Annotated in this window: 15 protein-coding genes; 3 read left to right on the top strand and 12 right to left on the bottom strand. The window is 71.0% G+C overall.

The window, feature by feature from the left end; all coding sequences use genetic code 11:
• Window positions 1–144: 144 nt before the first annotated feature.
• The 5 genes from ACFU8W_RS29745 to ACFU8W_RS29725 form a co-directional block, all read right to left on the bottom strand.
• Entirely contained in the window at window positions 145–1,845 is a 1,701-nt protein-coding gene (locus tag ACFU8W_RS29745; RefSeq protein ID WP_384043488.1) for a hydantoinase B/oxoprolinase family protein, read from the bottom strand.
• Entirely contained in the window at window positions 1,842–3,884 is a 2,043-nt protein-coding gene (locus tag ACFU8W_RS29740) for a hydantoinase/oxoprolinase family protein (protein WP_384043485.1), read from the bottom strand. The genes ACFU8W_RS29745 and ACFU8W_RS29740 overlap by 4 nt, the downstream gene beginning before the upstream one ends.
• A gap of 119 nt (window positions 3,885–4,003) precedes the next feature.
• The gene (locus ACFU8W_RS29735) at window positions 4,004–4,468 is read right to left on the bottom strand and encodes a nuclear transport factor 2 family protein (RefSeq protein ID WP_384043482.1); all 465 of its coding nucleotides are present in this window, start codon (window positions 4,466–4,468) and stop codon (window positions 4,004–4,006) included.
• Window positions 4,469–4,635: 167 nt separating this feature from the next.
• The gene (locus ACFU8W_RS29730) at window positions 4,636–5,919 is read right to left on the bottom strand and encodes an aspartate aminotransferase family protein (protein ID WP_384043479.1); all 1,284 of its coding nucleotides are present in this window, start codon (window positions 5,917–5,919) and stop codon (window positions 4,636–4,638) included.
• Complete coding sequence (locus tag ACFU8W_RS29725) at window positions 5,916–6,758, bottom strand: nitrilase-related carbon-nitrogen hydrolase (RefSeq protein ID WP_266979781.1); 843 nt, start codon at window positions 6,756–6,758, stop codon at window positions 5,916–5,918. Before ACFU8W_RS29725 ends, ACFU8W_RS29730 begins: the two co-directional genes overlap by 4 nt.
• Window positions 6,759–6,987: 229 nt before the next feature.
• On the opposite strand from ACFU8W_RS29725, the gene ACFU8W_RS29720 reads away from it, so the two are divergent.
• Entirely contained in the window at window positions 6,988–7,128 is a 141-nt protein-coding gene (locus ACFU8W_RS29720) for a hypothetical protein (RefSeq protein WP_384043475.1), read from the top strand.
• A 20-nt stretch (window positions 7,129–7,148) separates the two neighbouring features.
• On the opposite strand, the gene ACFU8W_RS29715 is transcribed toward ACFU8W_RS29720, so the two are convergent.
• From ACFU8W_RS29715 to ACFU8W_RS29705, 3 genes are all read right to left on the bottom strand, one after another.
• Window positions 7,149–8,531: a hypothetical protein gene (locus ACFU8W_RS29715; protein WP_384043472.1), complete on the bottom strand. Its 1,383-nt coding sequence runs from the start codon at window positions 8,529–8,531 to the stop codon at window positions 7,149–7,151.
• A gap of 143 nt (window positions 8,532–8,674) precedes the next feature.
• A complete protein-coding gene (locus ACFU8W_RS29710) occupies window positions 8,675–9,064 on the bottom strand; it encodes a PPOX class F420-dependent oxidoreductase (protein ID WP_345511381.1) in 390 nt (129 codons plus the stop codon).
• Window positions 9,065–9,316: 252 nt separating this feature from the next.
• A complete protein-coding gene (locus tag ACFU8W_RS29705; RefSeq protein WP_384043469.1) occupies window positions 9,317–9,589 on the bottom strand; it encodes a helix-turn-helix domain-containing protein in 273 nt (90 codons plus the stop codon).
• A gap of 76 nt (window positions 9,590–9,665) precedes the next feature.
• On the opposite strand from ACFU8W_RS29705, the gene map reads away from it, so the two are divergent.
• Entirely contained in the window at window positions 9,666–10,433 is a 768-nt protein-coding gene (gene map, locus ACFU8W_RS29700) for a type I methionyl aminopeptidase (RefSeq protein WP_384043466.1), read from the top strand.
• Between the two features lie 103 nt (window positions 10,434–10,536).
• Here map and ggt read toward each other — a convergent pair whose 3' ends face one another.
• Window positions 10,537–12,339, bottom strand: a complete 1,803-nt coding sequence (gene ggt / locus ACFU8W_RS29695) for a gamma-glutamyltransferase (RefSeq protein WP_384043463.1) — start codon at window positions 12,337–12,339, stop codon at window positions 10,537–10,539.
• Window positions 12,340–12,443: 104 nt separating this feature from the next.
• On the opposite strand from ggt, the gene ACFU8W_RS29690 reads away from it, so the two are divergent.
• Window positions 12,444–13,187 carry a hypothetical protein gene (locus tag ACFU8W_RS29690; RefSeq protein WP_384043459.1) on the top strand — a complete coding sequence of 248 codons (744 nt, stop codon included), beginning with the start codon at window positions 12,444–12,446 and terminating at the stop codon, window positions 13,185–13,187.
• 227 nt (window positions 13,188–13,414) lie between these two features.
• Here the strand turns inward: ACFU8W_RS29690 and ACFU8W_RS29685 are convergent, their stop codons facing one another.
• The 3 genes from ACFU8W_RS29685 to ACFU8W_RS29675 are packed head-to-tail and all read right to left on the bottom strand — an operon-like array spanning window position 13,415 to window position 16,070.
• Entirely contained in the window at window positions 13,415–13,957 is a 543-nt protein-coding gene (locus ACFU8W_RS29685) for a hypothetical protein (protein WP_384043456.1), read from the bottom strand.
• Window positions 13,954–15,390 carry an ATP-binding protein gene (locus tag ACFU8W_RS29680; RefSeq protein ID WP_384043453.1) on the bottom strand — a complete coding sequence of 479 codons (1,437 nt, stop codon included), beginning with the start codon at window positions 15,388–15,390 and terminating at the stop codon, window positions 13,954–13,956. The genes ACFU8W_RS29685 and ACFU8W_RS29680 overlap by 4 nt, the downstream gene beginning before the upstream one ends.
• Window positions 15,387–16,070 (bottom strand): response regulator, encoded by a 684-nt coding sequence (locus ACFU8W_RS29675; protein ID WP_384043450.1) that lies wholly within the window; start codon window positions 16,068–16,070, stop codon window positions 15,387–15,389. The genes ACFU8W_RS29680 and ACFU8W_RS29675 overlap by 4 nt, the downstream gene beginning before the upstream one ends.
• Window positions 16,071–16,159: the final 89 nt, after the last annotated feature.

Raw genomic sequence — 16,159 nt, 5'->3', positions numbered from 1 at the left:
CGGCTCGCCGTCGGTCGCACGCCGCGTCTCCGTGTCCGCGAGCGCTGCCGCGGATACCGGGGGCCGGGTGAGCAGGGTGGCGCGGCGCAGCCGGGCCGGCGGGCCCCCGGTGCGACCGGCCCCGGTGCGGGGCCGGTCCGCCGGTCAGGCTCCGTAGAGGGCCGCCGCATGCGCCGCGGTCAGCAGGCCCTGCCGCACGTCCTCGGCCACCGCCTCGGCCGCCCGCTCCCCCGCCGGGCCGAACCCGCCGCCTCCCCCGCTCTCGCAGCGCAGCACATCGCCCTCGCGCACGGTCAGCGCATTGATCTTCAGCAGTGAACGCTCGCCGTCACGCCCCGGGTTGAGTGTCACCCGCGGGGCCGCACCCGCCGCGCCACCGAAGACGCCCCAGGCCGGGGTGACCGAGCGCTCCCACCACAGGGAGAGCTGCTGGTCGGCGGCGAACCGGTACTGGCGCACCACGCCGTTGCCCCCGCGCGTGCGGCCCGCACCGGCGGAGTCGGGGCGTATCGCGTACTCCTCGACGCGCACCGGGAAGAGGGTCTCCAGCACCTCGACCGGCATGTCGCGCAGCGAGCCGTTGACGTTGTTGATCAGGCAGGACTCGCCGTCGGACGTCTCCCAGGCACCCCAGCCGCCGACCGTCGCCTCCTGGGAGACGAAGAGCTTTCCGCTGCGCGGGTCGGTGCCGGTGAACTGGACGATCATCGAGTCGCCGTAGCTTGCCGCGGCGGCGCGGTCCGGGACGGCCGGGGCGAGTGCCTGGACGACCAGGTCGATGACCAGACCGAGGTGCGAGTAGTAGTACTGGCAGGCGGCCGGTTCGACGGCGGCGAGCATGGTGCCGGGCCGGGTGAGCACATCGAGCGGCCTGAACGAGCCGCCGTTGAGCGGGACTTCACCGCTCACGAGCAGCTTGTAGCCGACCCGGCAGGCTGCGACGGTCTGCGCGGCACCGCAGTTGACGGGTCCGGTGGCCTGGTCGGCGCAGTCGGTGACGTCCATCGTCATGCGGTCGCCGTCGATGGTGACACGGACGGTGACATGCAGGGGTGTGCCGAGGTCGATGCCGTCGTTGTCGAGATGCCCCGTGGCCTCGTACACACCGTCGGGGATCGCGGAGATCTCCTGGCGCTCCAGCCGCTCGGTCTGGGCGAAGATCGCGTCACGGGCTGCGAGCACGGTCTCCAGGCCCCACCGTCCCACGATCTCCGCCAGCCGTCGTGCACCGGTGCGGGCACAGGCCACCTGGGCACGCATGTCGCCGAGGGTGGGGTACGGGAAGCGGACCTGACGTGAGATCAGATCATGGACCAGTTCGCAGGGTTCGCCGTTCTCATAGATCTTCAACGGGCCCATGCGCAGGCCCTCCTGATGGATCGTCGTGGAATCCATGGAGCCACCGGGGTCCTTGGATCCCATGTCGATCCAGTGCGCGCGGGAGGCGGCGAAGCCGACGAGTTCGGCGTCGACGAAGATCGGGGCGTAGACGGTGACGTCGTTGAGGTGCGTGCCGCCGATGTACGAGTCGTTGAGCACCCAGACGTCGCCGGGCCGCCAGATCCCGGCGCCGTACATCTGCTCCGTGGCCCGGGTGCACTCCTCCAGGTTGCCCAGGAAGATCGGCAGGCCGGAGGACTGGCCGAGGACATGGTGGTCGCGGTCCAGGAGCGCGACGGCGCAGTCCTTGGCCTCGTAGATGGTCGGGGTGTAGGAGGAGCGGATCAGCGTGGTGTTCATGTCCTCCGCGGCCTGGAGCAGCGCGCAGCGGATGATCTCCGTGGTGACGGGATCGACGGCGACCGGGGTGATCGGGTCGACGGCGACCTGGGCCGTACTGGTCATGCGACGCCTCCGAGCTTGATGACGAGGAATCCGTTGTCGTCCACGGTGACCGTGGCGTCCGGCGGGACGACGGTGGTGGAGGTGGCCTCGACGATGACGGCGGGGCCGGGGATGTGCTGCCCGGGGGCGAGGTGCTCGCGGCGCAGCACCGGGGTGTCGTGCGCGGCGCCGCCGAAGACGACCGGCTTGACGGGGGCCTCGGGGGCTTCGCCGGCTGCTGCCGCGTACGGGACGGCGGCGAGTTCGGGGAGTCCGCCGAGCGCGGTGGTACGCAAGGTGACGAACTCGACGGGCGCCTCGGGAGTCGCATGGCCGTAACGGCGTTCGTGAAGCCGGGCGAAGCGTTCGGCGACCGAGGCGAGGAAGCCTCCGGCGGCCGGCTCGGCGGGGCCGGAGAGCGGCACGGTCAGGGTGTAGTCCTGGCCTTCGTACCGCATGTCGACGGCATGCTCGATACGGTGCCGGGCCTCCGGTACGCCCTGCTCGGCGAGGGCTTCGAAGCCTTCGGCCTGCAGTCCGGCGAGGGCGTCCGCCATGGCCGCGCCGTCGAGGTCGGCGCCCGGGGTGAAGAACTGGAGCGTGAGGTCGCGGCGGACCTCGGTTCCGAGCATGCCCCACGCGGAGAACGCGCCGGGAAAGCGCGGGACGACGACCTCCTCGATGCCGAGTTCGCGGGCGATCTCCACCGCGTGCATGGGTCCGGCGCCGCCGAAGGCGAGAAGCACGAACTCGCGGGGTTCCAGGCCGTGCTCGACGGTGAGGGTACGGATCGCCTGGGCCATCTTGGCGTTGGCCACGTCGCAGATGCCGCCGGCCAGCTCGATGGGATCGAGACCGAGGGTGCCGGCGAGTTCCGCGACGGCGCGGTGGGCCGCTCCGGTGTCCAGGGTCATGTGCCCGCCGGCGAACCAGTCGGGATCGACGCGGCCGAGGACGGCGTTGGCATCGGTGACGGTTGCCTGGGTGCCGCCACGCCCGTAACAGGCGGGGCCCGGTACCGCGCCCGCCGATTCGGGGCCGACGCGCAGTCCGCCCGCCTCGGCGTAGGCGAGGGAGCCACCGCCCGCACCGATGGTGTGCAGGTCGACGAGCGGCATGAGGACGGGGAAGCCGTCGGCTGCGCCCTCGTTGGAGACATTGGGCCGCCCGCCGAGTACGAGCGACACATCGAACGAGGTGCCGCCCATGTCGACGCAGATCGCGTTCGGCCGTCCCAGCAGCGCGGACGCCGCGACCCCGCCCATGGTGCCGCCGACCGGTCCGGACAACAGGGTCTGGAGGGGGTGGCGGCGGGCGAAGGAGGCGTTGACGACGCCGCCGGAGGACTGCATGACCTGGACGGGAGCGGTCAGCCCGTGTGCGGCGAAGCGGTCCTCGATCCGGCCGAGGTAGCGGCGCACGACCGGACCTGTGTACGCCTCCAGTACGGCGGACGAGGTGCGTTCGTACTCCCGCCATTCGCGCGCCACCCGGTGGGAGAGCACGATCATCACGTCGTCGCCGAGCTCCTCGGCGAGGATCTCGCCGGCCCGCACCTCGTGGGCCGGGTTGACGTAGGAGAAGAGCAGCGCGACGGCGACGGCGTCGAAGCTCTCGTCGCGGGCGCGGCGGGCCGCGGCCCGCACGGCGTCCTCGTCGAGCGGGACCAGCTCGGTGCCGCGCGAGTCGAATCGGCCGCCCGCCTCGACGGTGGCGTACCGGTCCACGAGCGGCACGGGCTTGCGGTAGTGCAGGTCGAACATGCGGTCCCGATTGCCGCGGGCGATCTGGTAGACGTCGCGCAGCCCGGCCGAGGCGAGCAGCAGGACGCGGGCGCCCTTCCGCTCCAGCAGGGCGTTGAGGCCCTGGGTGGTGCCGTGGACGAAGAAGGAGATGTCGGCGGGGTCGTCGACCGCCCGGCCCAGCGAGGAGAAGACGCCCTCGGCGAGGTCTCCCGGCGTGGTGGGGGTCTTCGCCGCGTCGAAGGTGCCGCGCGTCTCGTCGTACGCGACGACATCGGTGAATGTGCCGCCGATGTCCATGGCCACCCGGTAAGTCATGCCGCCTCCCGGCTTTCTCAAGGGAATGGCGTGACGTTATCGACGGGGTGCGGCGGACGGCTGTGCGCTGCGCACGGCGCACGAAGCCCGACTGTGCGCAGCGCCGGGTTCCTGCTGAATCAGCCGGCTGGGCCCGGCTGTCGCACGTCCTCGTGGAGGTGGACGATCCGCCAGCTTTCCCCGGCCCGGTGCAGGATCACGGTGTTCCGGATGAGTTCGGGACGGTTCGGGCCACCGTCCGCGGCGGGTTCGAAGTCGACGCGCAGCCAGAAGCGCAGGACGGCGATGTCTCCGAAGACGTCGACGGTGCGGTCGTACGCGGTGAGGCCGGTCTCCACCGGTCCCGCACCGGCTTCCGGGCGGGCGTCACGGATCCGGTCGAGGTCGGGCTTGCCGAGCAGGAGCGGGTCGGCGGCGGAGTCCCAGACGGTCGCCTCGGGGTCGAGCGCCCGGTCGATCCTCGTCCGGTCGCCGGCCTCGTACGCCTCGTACATTCCGGTGAGGACGGCCCAGACGGCGTCGGCGTCGGTCGCCGATGCGCCGGGCCTGGCGGTGGACGGGAGAGGGCGGGTGTTCTCGGGCATGACGGTGCTCCTGAGCGGACACGGGGGCGATGGCGGCACGTGGCGTGACGGCGACACGAGGGTGTCACGGCGACGCTGCGGCGCGGGTGGCGGCCACGCTACACAGCCGCGCACCGGCCGCCACCCACACCCCTGTCGCTCATTCGCCGCTTCTCATGCGCCGCTGCTCATTCCACCGATCGAAGAGCCTCCGCCAGGATCTCCGCGCCCTCCTCCGCCTCGGCGATGGTCAGCGACAGCGGCGGGGCGATCCGGAGCACGCTGGTGTTGTGTCCGCCCCCCTTGCCGACGAGCAGCCCGCCCTCGCGTGCCGCTTCGAGTACAGCGGTTGCCGCCTCCGGGTTGGCGTCGTCGGTGCCGGGTTTCACCAGCTCGATGCCGATCATCAGTCCCCGGCCGCGCACCTCCCGCACGCACTCCGAGCCCGCGACGATCGCCCGCAGCCGCTCGATGAGCAGTCCGCCGACGCGTCGCGCGTTGCGCTGGAGGTCGTGGTCGAGGAGGTACGAGAGGTTGGCGAGGCCTGCCGCCATGGTGACCGGCGAGCCGCCGAACGTCGAAATGGAGTTGGCGTCCAGGCAGTTCATGACGTCGGCGCGGGCCACGACGCCGCCGATCGACATGCCGTTGCCGATGCCCTTGGCGAAGGTGAGGATGTCAGGCGGGCCGTTCCGGTCGTGCGCCTGCCAGCCCCAGAAGTGTTCGCCGGTCCGGCCCCAGCCGGTCTGCACCTCGTCGGAGATCCACAGGATGCCGTGCCGGCTCAGCACTTCGCGGAACGCCGCGAACAGGCCGTCGGGCGGGGAGGTGAACCCGCCGACACCCTGGATGGGTTCGGCGATCAGCGCGGCGGCGTCACGGGTGTGCCCGAGCAGGTCCTCCAGGTCGGCCACGCACGCCTTGATGAACTGTGCGTCGCTGAGTTCCGCGTACGGGCCCCGGGTCCGGACCCCGCCGTGGACGTACAGCGTCTGCAGCGGGGACAGACTCGTCGGCGACCAGGCCCTGTTGCCGGTGATGGCGACGGCCGAGAACGACCTGCCGTGGTAGCTGTTGCGCATCGCCAGGATCTGGTTGGACCTGCGGTACGTGGTGGCGAGCAGCAGCGCCGTGTCGTTGGCCTCGGTGCCCGAGGTGGTGAAGAAGACCCGGGCGTCGGGGATGCCGGAGAGCGTGGCGATGCGCTCGGCGAGTTCGACCATCGGCCGGTTGAGATACAGCGTCGAGGTATGGATGATCCGCCCGGCCTGCTCGGTGACCGCCTTCGTCACTTCGGGCAGCGCGTGAGCGGTCATCGTGGTGAGGATGCCGCCGAAGAAGTCGAGGTAGCGCTTGCCGTCCGCGTCCCAGACATAGCGGCCCTCACCGTGGGTGATCTCCAGCGGATGCCGGTAGTAGAGCGCGAGCCATTCGGGGCTGACGGCGAGGTGGCGGTGGTGGAGACTGCTCACGGCTCCACCAGTCCCTCGTACGCGTCGGGGCGGCGGTCCCGGTAGAACGCCCACTGCTGGCGCACTTCCTCGATGAGGCCGAAGTCGAGGTCCCGGACGAGGAGTTCCTCCTCCTTGTCGCTGGCCACCTCCCCGACGAACTGGCCGCGCGGGTCGACGAAGTAACTGGTGCCGTAGAAGTCGTTGTCGCCGTACTCCTCCTGGCCGACGCGGTTGATCGCGGCGACGAAGTACTCGTTGGCCACGGCGGACGCGGGCTGTTCCAGCTGCCAGAGGTAGCTGGAGAGGCCGCGCGAGGTCGCGGACGGGTTGTACACCAACTGGGCTCCGTTGAGTCCGAGTTGACGCCAGCCCTCGGGGAAGTGACGGTCGTAGCAGATATAGACGCCGACCTTGCCGACGGCGGTGTCGAAGACCGGCCAGCCGGCGTTCCCGGGCTTGAAGTAGTACTTCTCCCAGAACCCCTTGACCTGCGGGATGTGATGCTTGCGGTACTTGCCGAGGTACGAGCCGTCGGCGTCGATCACCGCGGCGGTGTTGAAGTAGAAGCCGGACTGCTCGATCTCGAAGACCGGCACGACGATCACCATGCCGGTCTCGCGGGCGAGCTCCTGCATCCGCCGGACGGTCGGCCCGTCCGGGACGGCCTCGGCCCAGCGGTAGTGCTCGGGCTCCTGCACCTGGCAGAAGTAGGGGGCGTTGAACACCTCCTGGAAGCCGATGATCTTCGCCCCCTGCCGGGCGGCCTCGCGAGCATGTTCCTCATGCTTGGCGATCATGGATTCGGTGTCGCCGGTCCAGGTCGCCTGGACGAGTGCGGCGCGTACGACGTGGGACATGAGCTGCTCCTTCGACGCGGCGTCAGAGAGCCTCTACGCGTTTTCTACGCACGTAGATTCGGTGCACAGGAGGAGAACGTAAGCCCCGCCACACGGTGGGGCAAGACCATTGCCGTGAACCGGCCGAGTCGATCATGTTTCGCACCCGTGCGGTTCACACTCTCTCTTCCTTCCCCAGGGGAGAGCAGATGCCACGCCGAAGACCCCGTCCGGCACGGAGCAGGTACGGATGATCGGCTCGTGGACCGGGCTCCGCACCGTGCCCCCGGAGCTCGCCGCAGCGGCGTTCATGGCCGGCGCCCTGCCCGCCGCCGCCTCGGTCTCCGCCGGCGCCTCCTCGATGCGCCGCGGGCCATGGCCGGACCGGTGATCGTGCGAGCTTTCCGCGGGTCAGCCGGGAGTGCCCGCGATGCCCGCGACCCGCAGTGCGTGCACCAGGTCCCACTCCCGGTCCGGGGACACCGCACGTGCCGCGGCGAGCAGTTGCGGTACGAGCTGACGGGGATCGCCCTCCGCGATCCGGGCCGCGTCCTCCGGGGTGTGCACGCGGACAAAGGCGCCCATCAGCGCCTGCGCCTCCGGTTCGAGACCCGCCCGGTCCAGGGCCAGCACCGCGTCGGCGATCTCCGCCGCGGGCCGAGCCACCCCTTGGCGCAGCAGTTGCCCGCAGTCGTCGGTGCGCCCCGCAGCGGCCAGCGCGCCCGCAGCGGCGGCGAGTTCGACGGGAGGAAGCGAGGCGACCTCCCAGAGCAGAGTTGCCCAGTCGGCCGCAAGACCCGACCGATGCAGCTCGTCGGCAAGCAACGGCAGCCGGTCCGCGGGCCAGCCCGCCGCTTCGCAGAGGACGACATGGGCCTCGCCGCCGCGGCCCTCGGTACGCAGCCGGACAAGCGTCTCGACGGCCTCGGCGGCGGCGCGGCGCGCGGCCGGGTCGGGGGCGGCCCGGGGCGACTTACGGGCGCGGGCATCGACGTGCTCCCCGGTCGGTGCGCCGCCGAAGCGCGCGCCGCGCGGCCCGGCGGCGGTAACCGGCGGGACGGGCAGGACAGGTGCGGTCATCGGGGCGTCGAGGCCGGTGCCGTCGTCCACGTCCAGTCCGGCGAAGCGGGCGCCGCGCGGTTTCTTACGTTTGCGGGCGGGCGGCGGAGCGGGGGCAGGCGACGGAAGCTGCTGATCCCGGGAAGCGGGGGCGGGGGCGGAATCGGGGGCGCTGCGGGGTCCGGGCACACGGGGCGACTCGGGTCGCTCCGCCGCCCCTCGCGACCCCTCCGCCCGGAACCAGCCCTGCGGCACCGTCACGGCCGCCAGCCGCTTTCGCAGCTCCGTGCAGCGGGCAGAGGCGCGCGCGTGGTCGTCCTGGGCCCATGCCAGCACCTGTTGGTCCGGTGCCGGTGTGCCGCGCGGCCCGGCCGCGCGCAACCGCTGGGCCGCGTAAGCCTGCTCCTTGAGCATCAGCTCCAGCCGGTCCACGAGTGCCTGCCGTCCGCCCGGCCGCCGGTCGTGGGCGGCGGCCGATGCGGAGTACAGGGCGGCGGCGCGTACCGACTCACGTTCCGCGAACCCCTTGCCGCGTTCTGCGGCCAGGTCCTGGAGCAGCGACTCCACCACGTCCCACGGCGGGATCTCCGTCCCGGCGAGGCAGGCCCGCATGCCCTCGGGGTCGCGCCGGCCGAACACCCCGTACCAACCGCGCCCGGGGTCGAGCAGAGCCGTGAGACTCCGCAGATACGTCGCGAACTCGGTTACTTCCTCAGCACGTTGATGTTCCGTCATCGTCGCCCTCACCGACCGTCGACTGGAGCGTTCCAGTCCGCAGGCATTCGACCGCAGGCGTGTTACGGGACGGCTACGTCCGCTTTTCCACTGGGGTGCGGTCGGCGCACGGCCGGAAGCGCGCACGCCCCCGCATCCGCCGTTCAGAAGGTGACGGCGATCCCGGTGTGCGGCCGCTTACCGAGGCGTACGACCATGGCAGGCCAGTCGACCAGCCAGAACTTCCAGGTGTACTTGCGGGCCAGCACACCGCGTACGACACGCGTCCCCGCCTCGTCGAGCAGTCGCGCCGTGCCCTCGGCGCTCGGCGCACCGTCGGCGATCCGGCCGCGCACGTCGCAGACGGTCACCGTGACCCGGCTGTTGTTCCGGATCCTTTTGACCTTCCACGAGTCGCTCCGGGTCCAGATGAACAGCTCCTCACCGTCGGCCGCCGCCCACACGGGCGTGGCGACGGGCGTGCCGTCCTTCCGGTACGTGGTCAGGCTGACGTACTCGCTGCGATCGAAGTCCTGGAGTGTCTGAGGAGTCACGGGCGTGACCCTACGCGTCCTGCCAACGGGGCGCGTATGCCTCGTGCGCGCTCACCGGCTCCGGAAGACGCTCCCGGGTCCATGCGCAGTCCGGGCCGAGCAGAGGGAGCGGGCCGGCGCCGGACCCGACGATCGCGCCGCTCGACGAGATCGACGCACCGGGCCGCCACCACCGCATTCAGCCGGCGGTCGCCGACCGAGCAGCGCCCACGCGGATCCGCGCCGCCCGGGGCCTCCAGGCGCTACCCGGCGCTACCCGGCCAGCGGGACGGCCGTGTCAGGTTCCTCGGCGCAGCGGATCAGCAGATCGTCCATGGAGAGGCCGAGTGCGCCGGCCAGCGCCGCGACGGTGAAGAACGCGGGGGTCGGGGCGCGACCGGTCTCGATCTTGCGCAGCGTCTCGGCGGAGATTCCGGCGCTCGCGGCGATCTCGACCATGCTGCGCGCGCCGCGCGCCTCGCGGAGCAGGCTGCCGAGCCGTTCGCCGCGAAGGCGCTCTTCCGGGGTGAGAGGCGTTCGTACCATGCCAGTCATTCTAGTGCGCGCGTTATTCTCATACCGCCGTTATTCTCATACCGCTCCGACCGGTATAGTAATTGGCATGGTGCAGCTCAAGACGGATACATCCATAGAGGCGATGCGCGAGGCCGGGCGGGTCGTGGCCCAGCTCCTGACAGCCGTACGGAAAACGGCGGCGGTCGGTGTGTCGCTGCGCGAACTCGACGAGGTGGCGCGCGACGTACTGCGCGACGCGGGCGCCGGTTCGCCGTTCCTGAACTACCGGCCACACTTCGCACCCGCCCCCTTCCCCGCGGTGATCTGCACGTCCGTCAATGACGCGATCGTCCACGGCATCCCGACCGACCAGCGGCTGCGCGACGGCGATCTGGTGAGCATCGACGCGGGCGCGACGCTCGACGGCTGGGTCGGCGACTCGGCCGTCAGCTTCACGGTCGGCCGCGCCCGGCCCGCGGACACCCGGCTGATCGACACGGCGTTCGCCGCACTGGACGCGGGGATCGCGGCGGCGGTCGTCGGCAACCGGATCGGGGACATCGCGCACGCGATCGGAACGGTCTGCCGGACCGCCGGATACGGCATTCCCGAAGGGTTCGGCGGCCACGGCGTGGGCCGCTCCATGCACGAGGACCCGGCCGTCCCCAACGAGGGGCGACCGGGCCGTGGCATTCCGTTGCGGCACGGAATGGTGCTGGCGATCGAGCCGATGCTGATCGGTAGCGGGCATGACGCGTTCCATCCGGACCGGGACGGCTGGACGCTGCGCACCTCCGACGGCAGCCGGGCCGCGCACACCGAGCACACGGTAGCGATCACGGACGCGGGGCCCCGCGTCCTCACCGCCCTCTGAACCACCCGGACCCATGTCTCCGTCACGGCCACGGGGCCGGCCCATGGCCGCCTGCCGACCACGAACCAGCCCCGCATATCGCCTTATTGACGGGAGGTCACATTCAGTCGCTCGGCGTCACGACCATCGCGGATCCGCCGCCCCGCCGCACCTTCTCCGCCGCCGCGACCCACCGTCCGTCCGGCAGCCGCTGCACACCGGTGGCCGCCCCGATCTCCGGGTTCAGCTTGAAGGCATGGCCGAGCGACTCCAGTTCCGGCCGCAGCGGACTGTTCCACAGCGCGGGTTCGAGCTCGGTCGTCGGCGAGTTGCGCTGACTGGCGCGTGGCGCCGCGATCGCATCGACGAGCGGAAGACCGCGGTCGACCGTGCCGATGAGCGACTGCAGCACCGTGGTGATGATCGTCGCGCCGCCCGGCGAGCCCAGGGCCAGTACCGGCTGCCCGTGCTTCAGCACGATCGTCGGCGAGATCGACGACCGCGGCCGCTTGCCCGGGCCCGGCAGGTTCGGGTCGTGCACCGCCGGGTTGGCGGGCGCGAACGAGAAGTCCGTCAGCTCGTTGTTGAGCAGATAGCCACGCCCCGGAACCGTGATGGCACTGCCGCCGGTCTGCTCGATGGTCAGGGTGTACGCGACGACGTTCCCCCACTTGTCGGCGGCCGTCAGATGCGTGGTGTTCTCCCCCTCGTAGGTCGTCGGGGCGGCCGTTCCACGGTTCGCACAGTCGGCCGGATGGCGCGGGTCGCCGGGGGCGAGGGGGCTGGTCAGCACCGCGTCGTCCTTGATCAGGCACTCCCTCGAGTCGGCGAACCGCTGACTCAGCAGTCCGCGCGTCGGCACGTCCTCGAACGCCGGGTCGCCGACCCACCGTCCTCGGTCCGCGAACGCGATCCGGCTCGCCTCGATGTAGCGGTGCAGATACTGGGCCTCGCTCGCCCGCGAAAGGTCGGTGTTCTCAAGGATGTTGAGCGCCTCGCCCACGCTCGTACCCCCGGACGAGGACGGCGCCATGCCGTACACGTCGAGCCCCCGGTAGCCGACCTTCGTCGGGGCCTGCCGCAGGGCACGGTAGGAGCGCAGGTCCTTCGCCGTGAGATCACCGGGGCGCACGACCCGGCTCGCCTTCGGGTCGACGGGCGGTTTGCGGACGGTCCGGACGACGTCGTCGGCCAGATCGCCGCGGTACAGCTCGTCGATGCCGTCGCGGCCCACCTTCTCGTACGTACGCGCAAGGTCGGGGTTCTTGAAGACGGAGCCGACCACGGGCAGTTGGCCGCCCGGCAGGAAGAGCTTCGCGGTGTCCGGGAAGTCGGCGAACCGGGCCTGGTTCCCCTCGGTCTGCGAACGGAATGTGGAGTCGACGACGAAGCCGTCCCTGGCGAGCCGCTCGGCCGGCTTCAGCAGACCGCTCAATGGCTTGCTGCCCCAGGCGTCGAGCGCGGTGGCCCAGGTGGCCGGGGTGCCGGGCGTGCCGACGCCCAGACCACTGGTGACGGCGTCCGCGAAGGCGAGGGGCTTGCCGTCCTCCAGGAAGAGGGAGGAGTCCGCGCTGCGCGGCGCGGTCTCGCGGCCGTCGATGGTCTCCACGGTGTGCTTCTTGGCGTTGTAGTAGACGAAGTAGCCGCCCCCGCCCAGGCCCGCCGAGTAGGGCTCCGTCACGCCGAGAGCGGCCGCGGTCGCCACGGCGGCGTCCACGGCGTTGCCGCCGTTGCGGAGCACCTCGATCCCGGCGGCCGTGGCGTCCGCGTCCACGCTGGATACGGCGCCGCCGTAACCCACGGCGACGGGCGACTTGGGGGGCGGCGATATCGACGATGCGGACGAGGACGGTGCGGCCGCCCCGACCGAGACGACAGCGGCGAGAACACCCAAGAACGACACATTCCGCGCGACTGAACGTCGCATGCGCACCTCCAGTGAAGGATCGTCCGCGCAGGGTAACTCCGCCTCCTACGTCTCGTCAGGACCGCAGTGAACATGGGTCCGAATCACCGATAACATGCCCGCCCATGACTGACGACGTACGCAACCTCGTGCTCGGCGTGATAGCCGCCGGCATCAGCGCCGCCCTCGGCTGGATCGCCCGAACCTACCTCTGGCGCCGCAAGCTCCGCCGCAAGCAGGCCTTCTTCGGACTGCCCGGGAACTCCGAGTGCCTGCTGGTCGTCAACCGCGACGCGGGCGGTGACGGCGCCGTCCACCGCCACGACGTCTTCGCCCTGCTCGAACTCTCCGCACTGATCAAGGATTGCTCGGCGCACGCGCAGATCCTCTCGCACGACGTCACCCAGCAGGGCTTCGGCGAGCGCACCGAGTTCTGCGTCGGCGGTCCGGTCTCCAACCGCCGGATGGCCGCCCATCTGCATTCGCTGCTGCCGGGCGTGAAGGTGAACACGGATCCGGAACCGGGTCCGGACCGCGGCGCCTTCCAGATCGGCTCGGAGCGCTACCGGGTCGAGAAGGGTGTCGCCGAGTACGTCGTGCTCGCTCGACTGACGGCCGGTCAGGACGCCCGTCCGGTATTCCTGTTCTGCGGACAGCAGGCGATCACCAATCAGGCCGCGTCACGCTACCTGGCCCGCAATTACGAGAAGCTGTCGCGCAAGCACGGCACCAACACGTTCTGCCTGCTGCTGAAGGTGGTCAACTCACGGGCGTACGGGCCCGATGTGGTGGAACTGGTCGCGGACGTGACACGGGCGGCGCAGACGCCCGCACCCGCGCCGCGGACCTCGCACCGCGCGGCGAGCTGATCCGCTGCGACGTCGGCCCGACCGGGCCGGTCCACACCGGTGCGGCCCGCCACGGGGCGGATGCCAGCACCGACACCTGGTGGAACCCGCCGTCGAAGGTCACCGGCCCACCGCGCCGGGACAACGCCCTGATCAGCGGGATCGGCTTCGAGCGCCCGGACGGCACTGCGGCCCCGGCCGTGTCGCACCCGGCCGGACGATCTCGTCCGGAGTCCATCCGGGAGCGGTCAGACGGTGCAGTGGGCGGGCCCGACGGAGCCATCGGTGCCGGACAGCGTCACCGCCGCACCCGGATCGGGCACGCCGGAGTGGACTGCCGTGCAGATCAGCTGCTGCTGAGCGAGTCCGGAAAGCCCGGTGACAGGCCCTTCCAGCCGGACCAGCACCCCGCTCCGACTCGCGGCCATGCTCAACCCGAGATGGCTCCGGGGGAGTTCCGTGGACATACCGGCATCTCGCTCCGTTCTGGAGGGGCCCTCGAAGAGCAGGACGAGCGCCTTGCCCGACGAGCCCTTCAGATCCCCCGTACCCGAGTCCCCCGTACCCGAGGACGCGGCCTCCCTCGGCATGTCGATCTGCCGTACGACGGGCAGCAGCGTGCCCGGGGAGGACGAGGAGACGAAGTACAGCAGTGTGCCCTCCTGGCTCCCCGCCGCCACGTCCACGGTCGCCGGGTCACCGACCTCGACCACCTCCGAGGCCCGGATGCCGCACCCGGTCACCGGCAGCGCGAACGCCGTCAGCGCGACCAGGGCGCGCAGCCGCCTCACACCCCCTCCCGTGGCAGTTCGACGGTGAACACCGCACCGCCGGACGGGACGTTGACGGCGCGGACCGTACCGCCGTGCAGCCGTACGTTCTCCTGCGTGATCGCCAGACCGAGTCCGCTGCCCGCCGACCGGGTTCGTGCCGCGTCGGCCTTGTAGAACCGGTCGAAGATGTGCGGCAGCACGGCTGCGTCGATCCCGGGACCGCTGTCCGCGACCTCCGTCACCAGACGGTCCCTCCCGTCCCGCCGCTCGGTCCACAGCCGTAGGGAGACGGGCTCGGCGCCGTGCCGCAGCGCGTTGCCGACCAGGTTGGCGACGATCACATCGAAACGGCGTGGGTCCAGCACCGCCCTCACGCCTTCCGGGAGTTCGGTGACCACCCGGTCCTCCCACCGTCTGCTCTGCAAGGTCTTGCGGATCGTCTCGGCGACATCGACCTCGTCGGGATGGAGGTCCGCGGCCTTCGCGTCGAAGCGGGAGATCTCCATCAGGTCCTCGACCAGGGTGGCCAGCTTCCCGGTCTCCGCGCTGATCAGCCGCACGGCTGCCGCGGTGTCGGCGTTCAGGTGCGCGGCGTCCTCGTCCAGGACCTCGGTGACGGCGAGCATCCCGGCGAGTGGGGTGCGCATCTCGTGCGAGACGTCGGAGGCGAAGCGTCTGGCCCGTTCCTCCGCCTGCCGGAGCTCCTCCACGGACTGCTGGAGCTTGGTGGACGACTCATTGAACGTCCATGCCAGATCGGCGAGTTCGTCCGATCCCTTCACCTCGATGCGGGTGTCGAGCTCGCCTCGACCGATACCGGCGGCGGCCCGCCGCAGATCACGCACCGGGCGCAGCACACTGCGGGCGGCGAGCAGTGCGGGCACCAGCGCGATGAGGAGGGCGGGCAGCGCGCCATCGCGGGCCGCGGTGACCATGGCACTGACGTTGGCCTCCTCCGGGAGGAGCGGCATCACGGCGTAGAGGACGAGCCCGGTGGGCTGACGCCCCTCGCCCCGGTCGAACATCACGGGCATCCCGATCGTCAGCCAGGGTTTGCCGTCCTTGACGACCCGCTGGAACGAGGCGTGCGCGGTGTTCCGGGCCGCATCGCGCAGTTCGGGTGTGATCACGTTGGAGACGGGCCGGTCCGAGGAGGAGACCTTCAGGTCCGCGTATTCGGCGAAGACGATCCAGGTGTGCGGCTTGCCCTCGCGGGCGAGGGTCTGGCACATCGTCCGGAGCCGGGTCGCGTCGACCGGCAGGGACACCGCCTGTGCGGTGATCCGGTCCCGGAACTGGGCGACCGCCGTGTCCTGCGCCTGCTGAAGGATCGCGGACCGCGCCTCGCGGTAGGTCAGGGTCGCGGTGGTGACCGCGCTGATCGCCGCGACCAGCAGGAAGGCGGATATGAGGCGGATACGCAGGCCGAACCGGGCGGCGAAAAGCCTCATTCGAGCGGCCCGAATCGGTAGCCGAAGCCACGGACGGTCTGGATGTAGCGGGGGCTGCCCGCCACGTCCTCGATCTTCTGCCGCAGCCGTCGCACACAGGCGTCGACGAGCCTCGCGTCGCCGTGGTAGCTGTGCTCCCACACGTATTCGAGGAGTTGCTGCCTGCTGAAGACCTGCTCGGGCGAGGCCGACAGGTACAGCAGCAGCTTGAGTTCGGACGGGGCGAGCAGGAGGCGCTCCCCCGCCTTGGCGACGGACAGCCCGGCGCGGTCGACGGCCAGTTCGCCGTGGAACTCGATGCCGCTGCGCCCGACCGGCTCGGCGAGCCGCCGCAGCACGGCCCGGATCCTGGCCTCGATCACCTCGGTACGGGCGGGTTTGACGATGTAGTCGTCCGCCCCGGCCTCCAGCCCGACGACCACGTCGAAGTCGTCGCCGCGTGCCGTGAGCATGATGATCGGCAGCTGGCTGGACTCCCTTATGCGACGGCAGACCTGGACGCCGTTCATACCGGGCAGCATCAGATCCAGCAGGACGAGATCAGGACGGAACTCCACCAGCGCACCGAGTCCCGCCTCCCCGCTCTCCACGGCCCGGAGTTCATGCCCGCGCCGGCGCAGCCCGAGCTCGACCCCTTCCCGTACGGAGGCGTCGTCCTCGATCAGAAGCACACGCGGCATGGCACCAGTATCCCCACGATCACGATCGAACCTGTCCCGCACATCAAGCCCCTCCGGCCGTGGGGAACGGGGCGGCAGCCGGACGCGAG

The organism is Streptomyces sp. NPDC057565 (genome assembly GCF_042801455.1).
Taxonomy (GTDB): Bacteria; Actinomycetota; Actinomycetes; order Streptomycetales; family Streptomycetaceae; genus Streptomyces; species Streptomyces yanii.
This window is presented reverse-complemented; position numbering and strand designations above follow the sequence as displayed.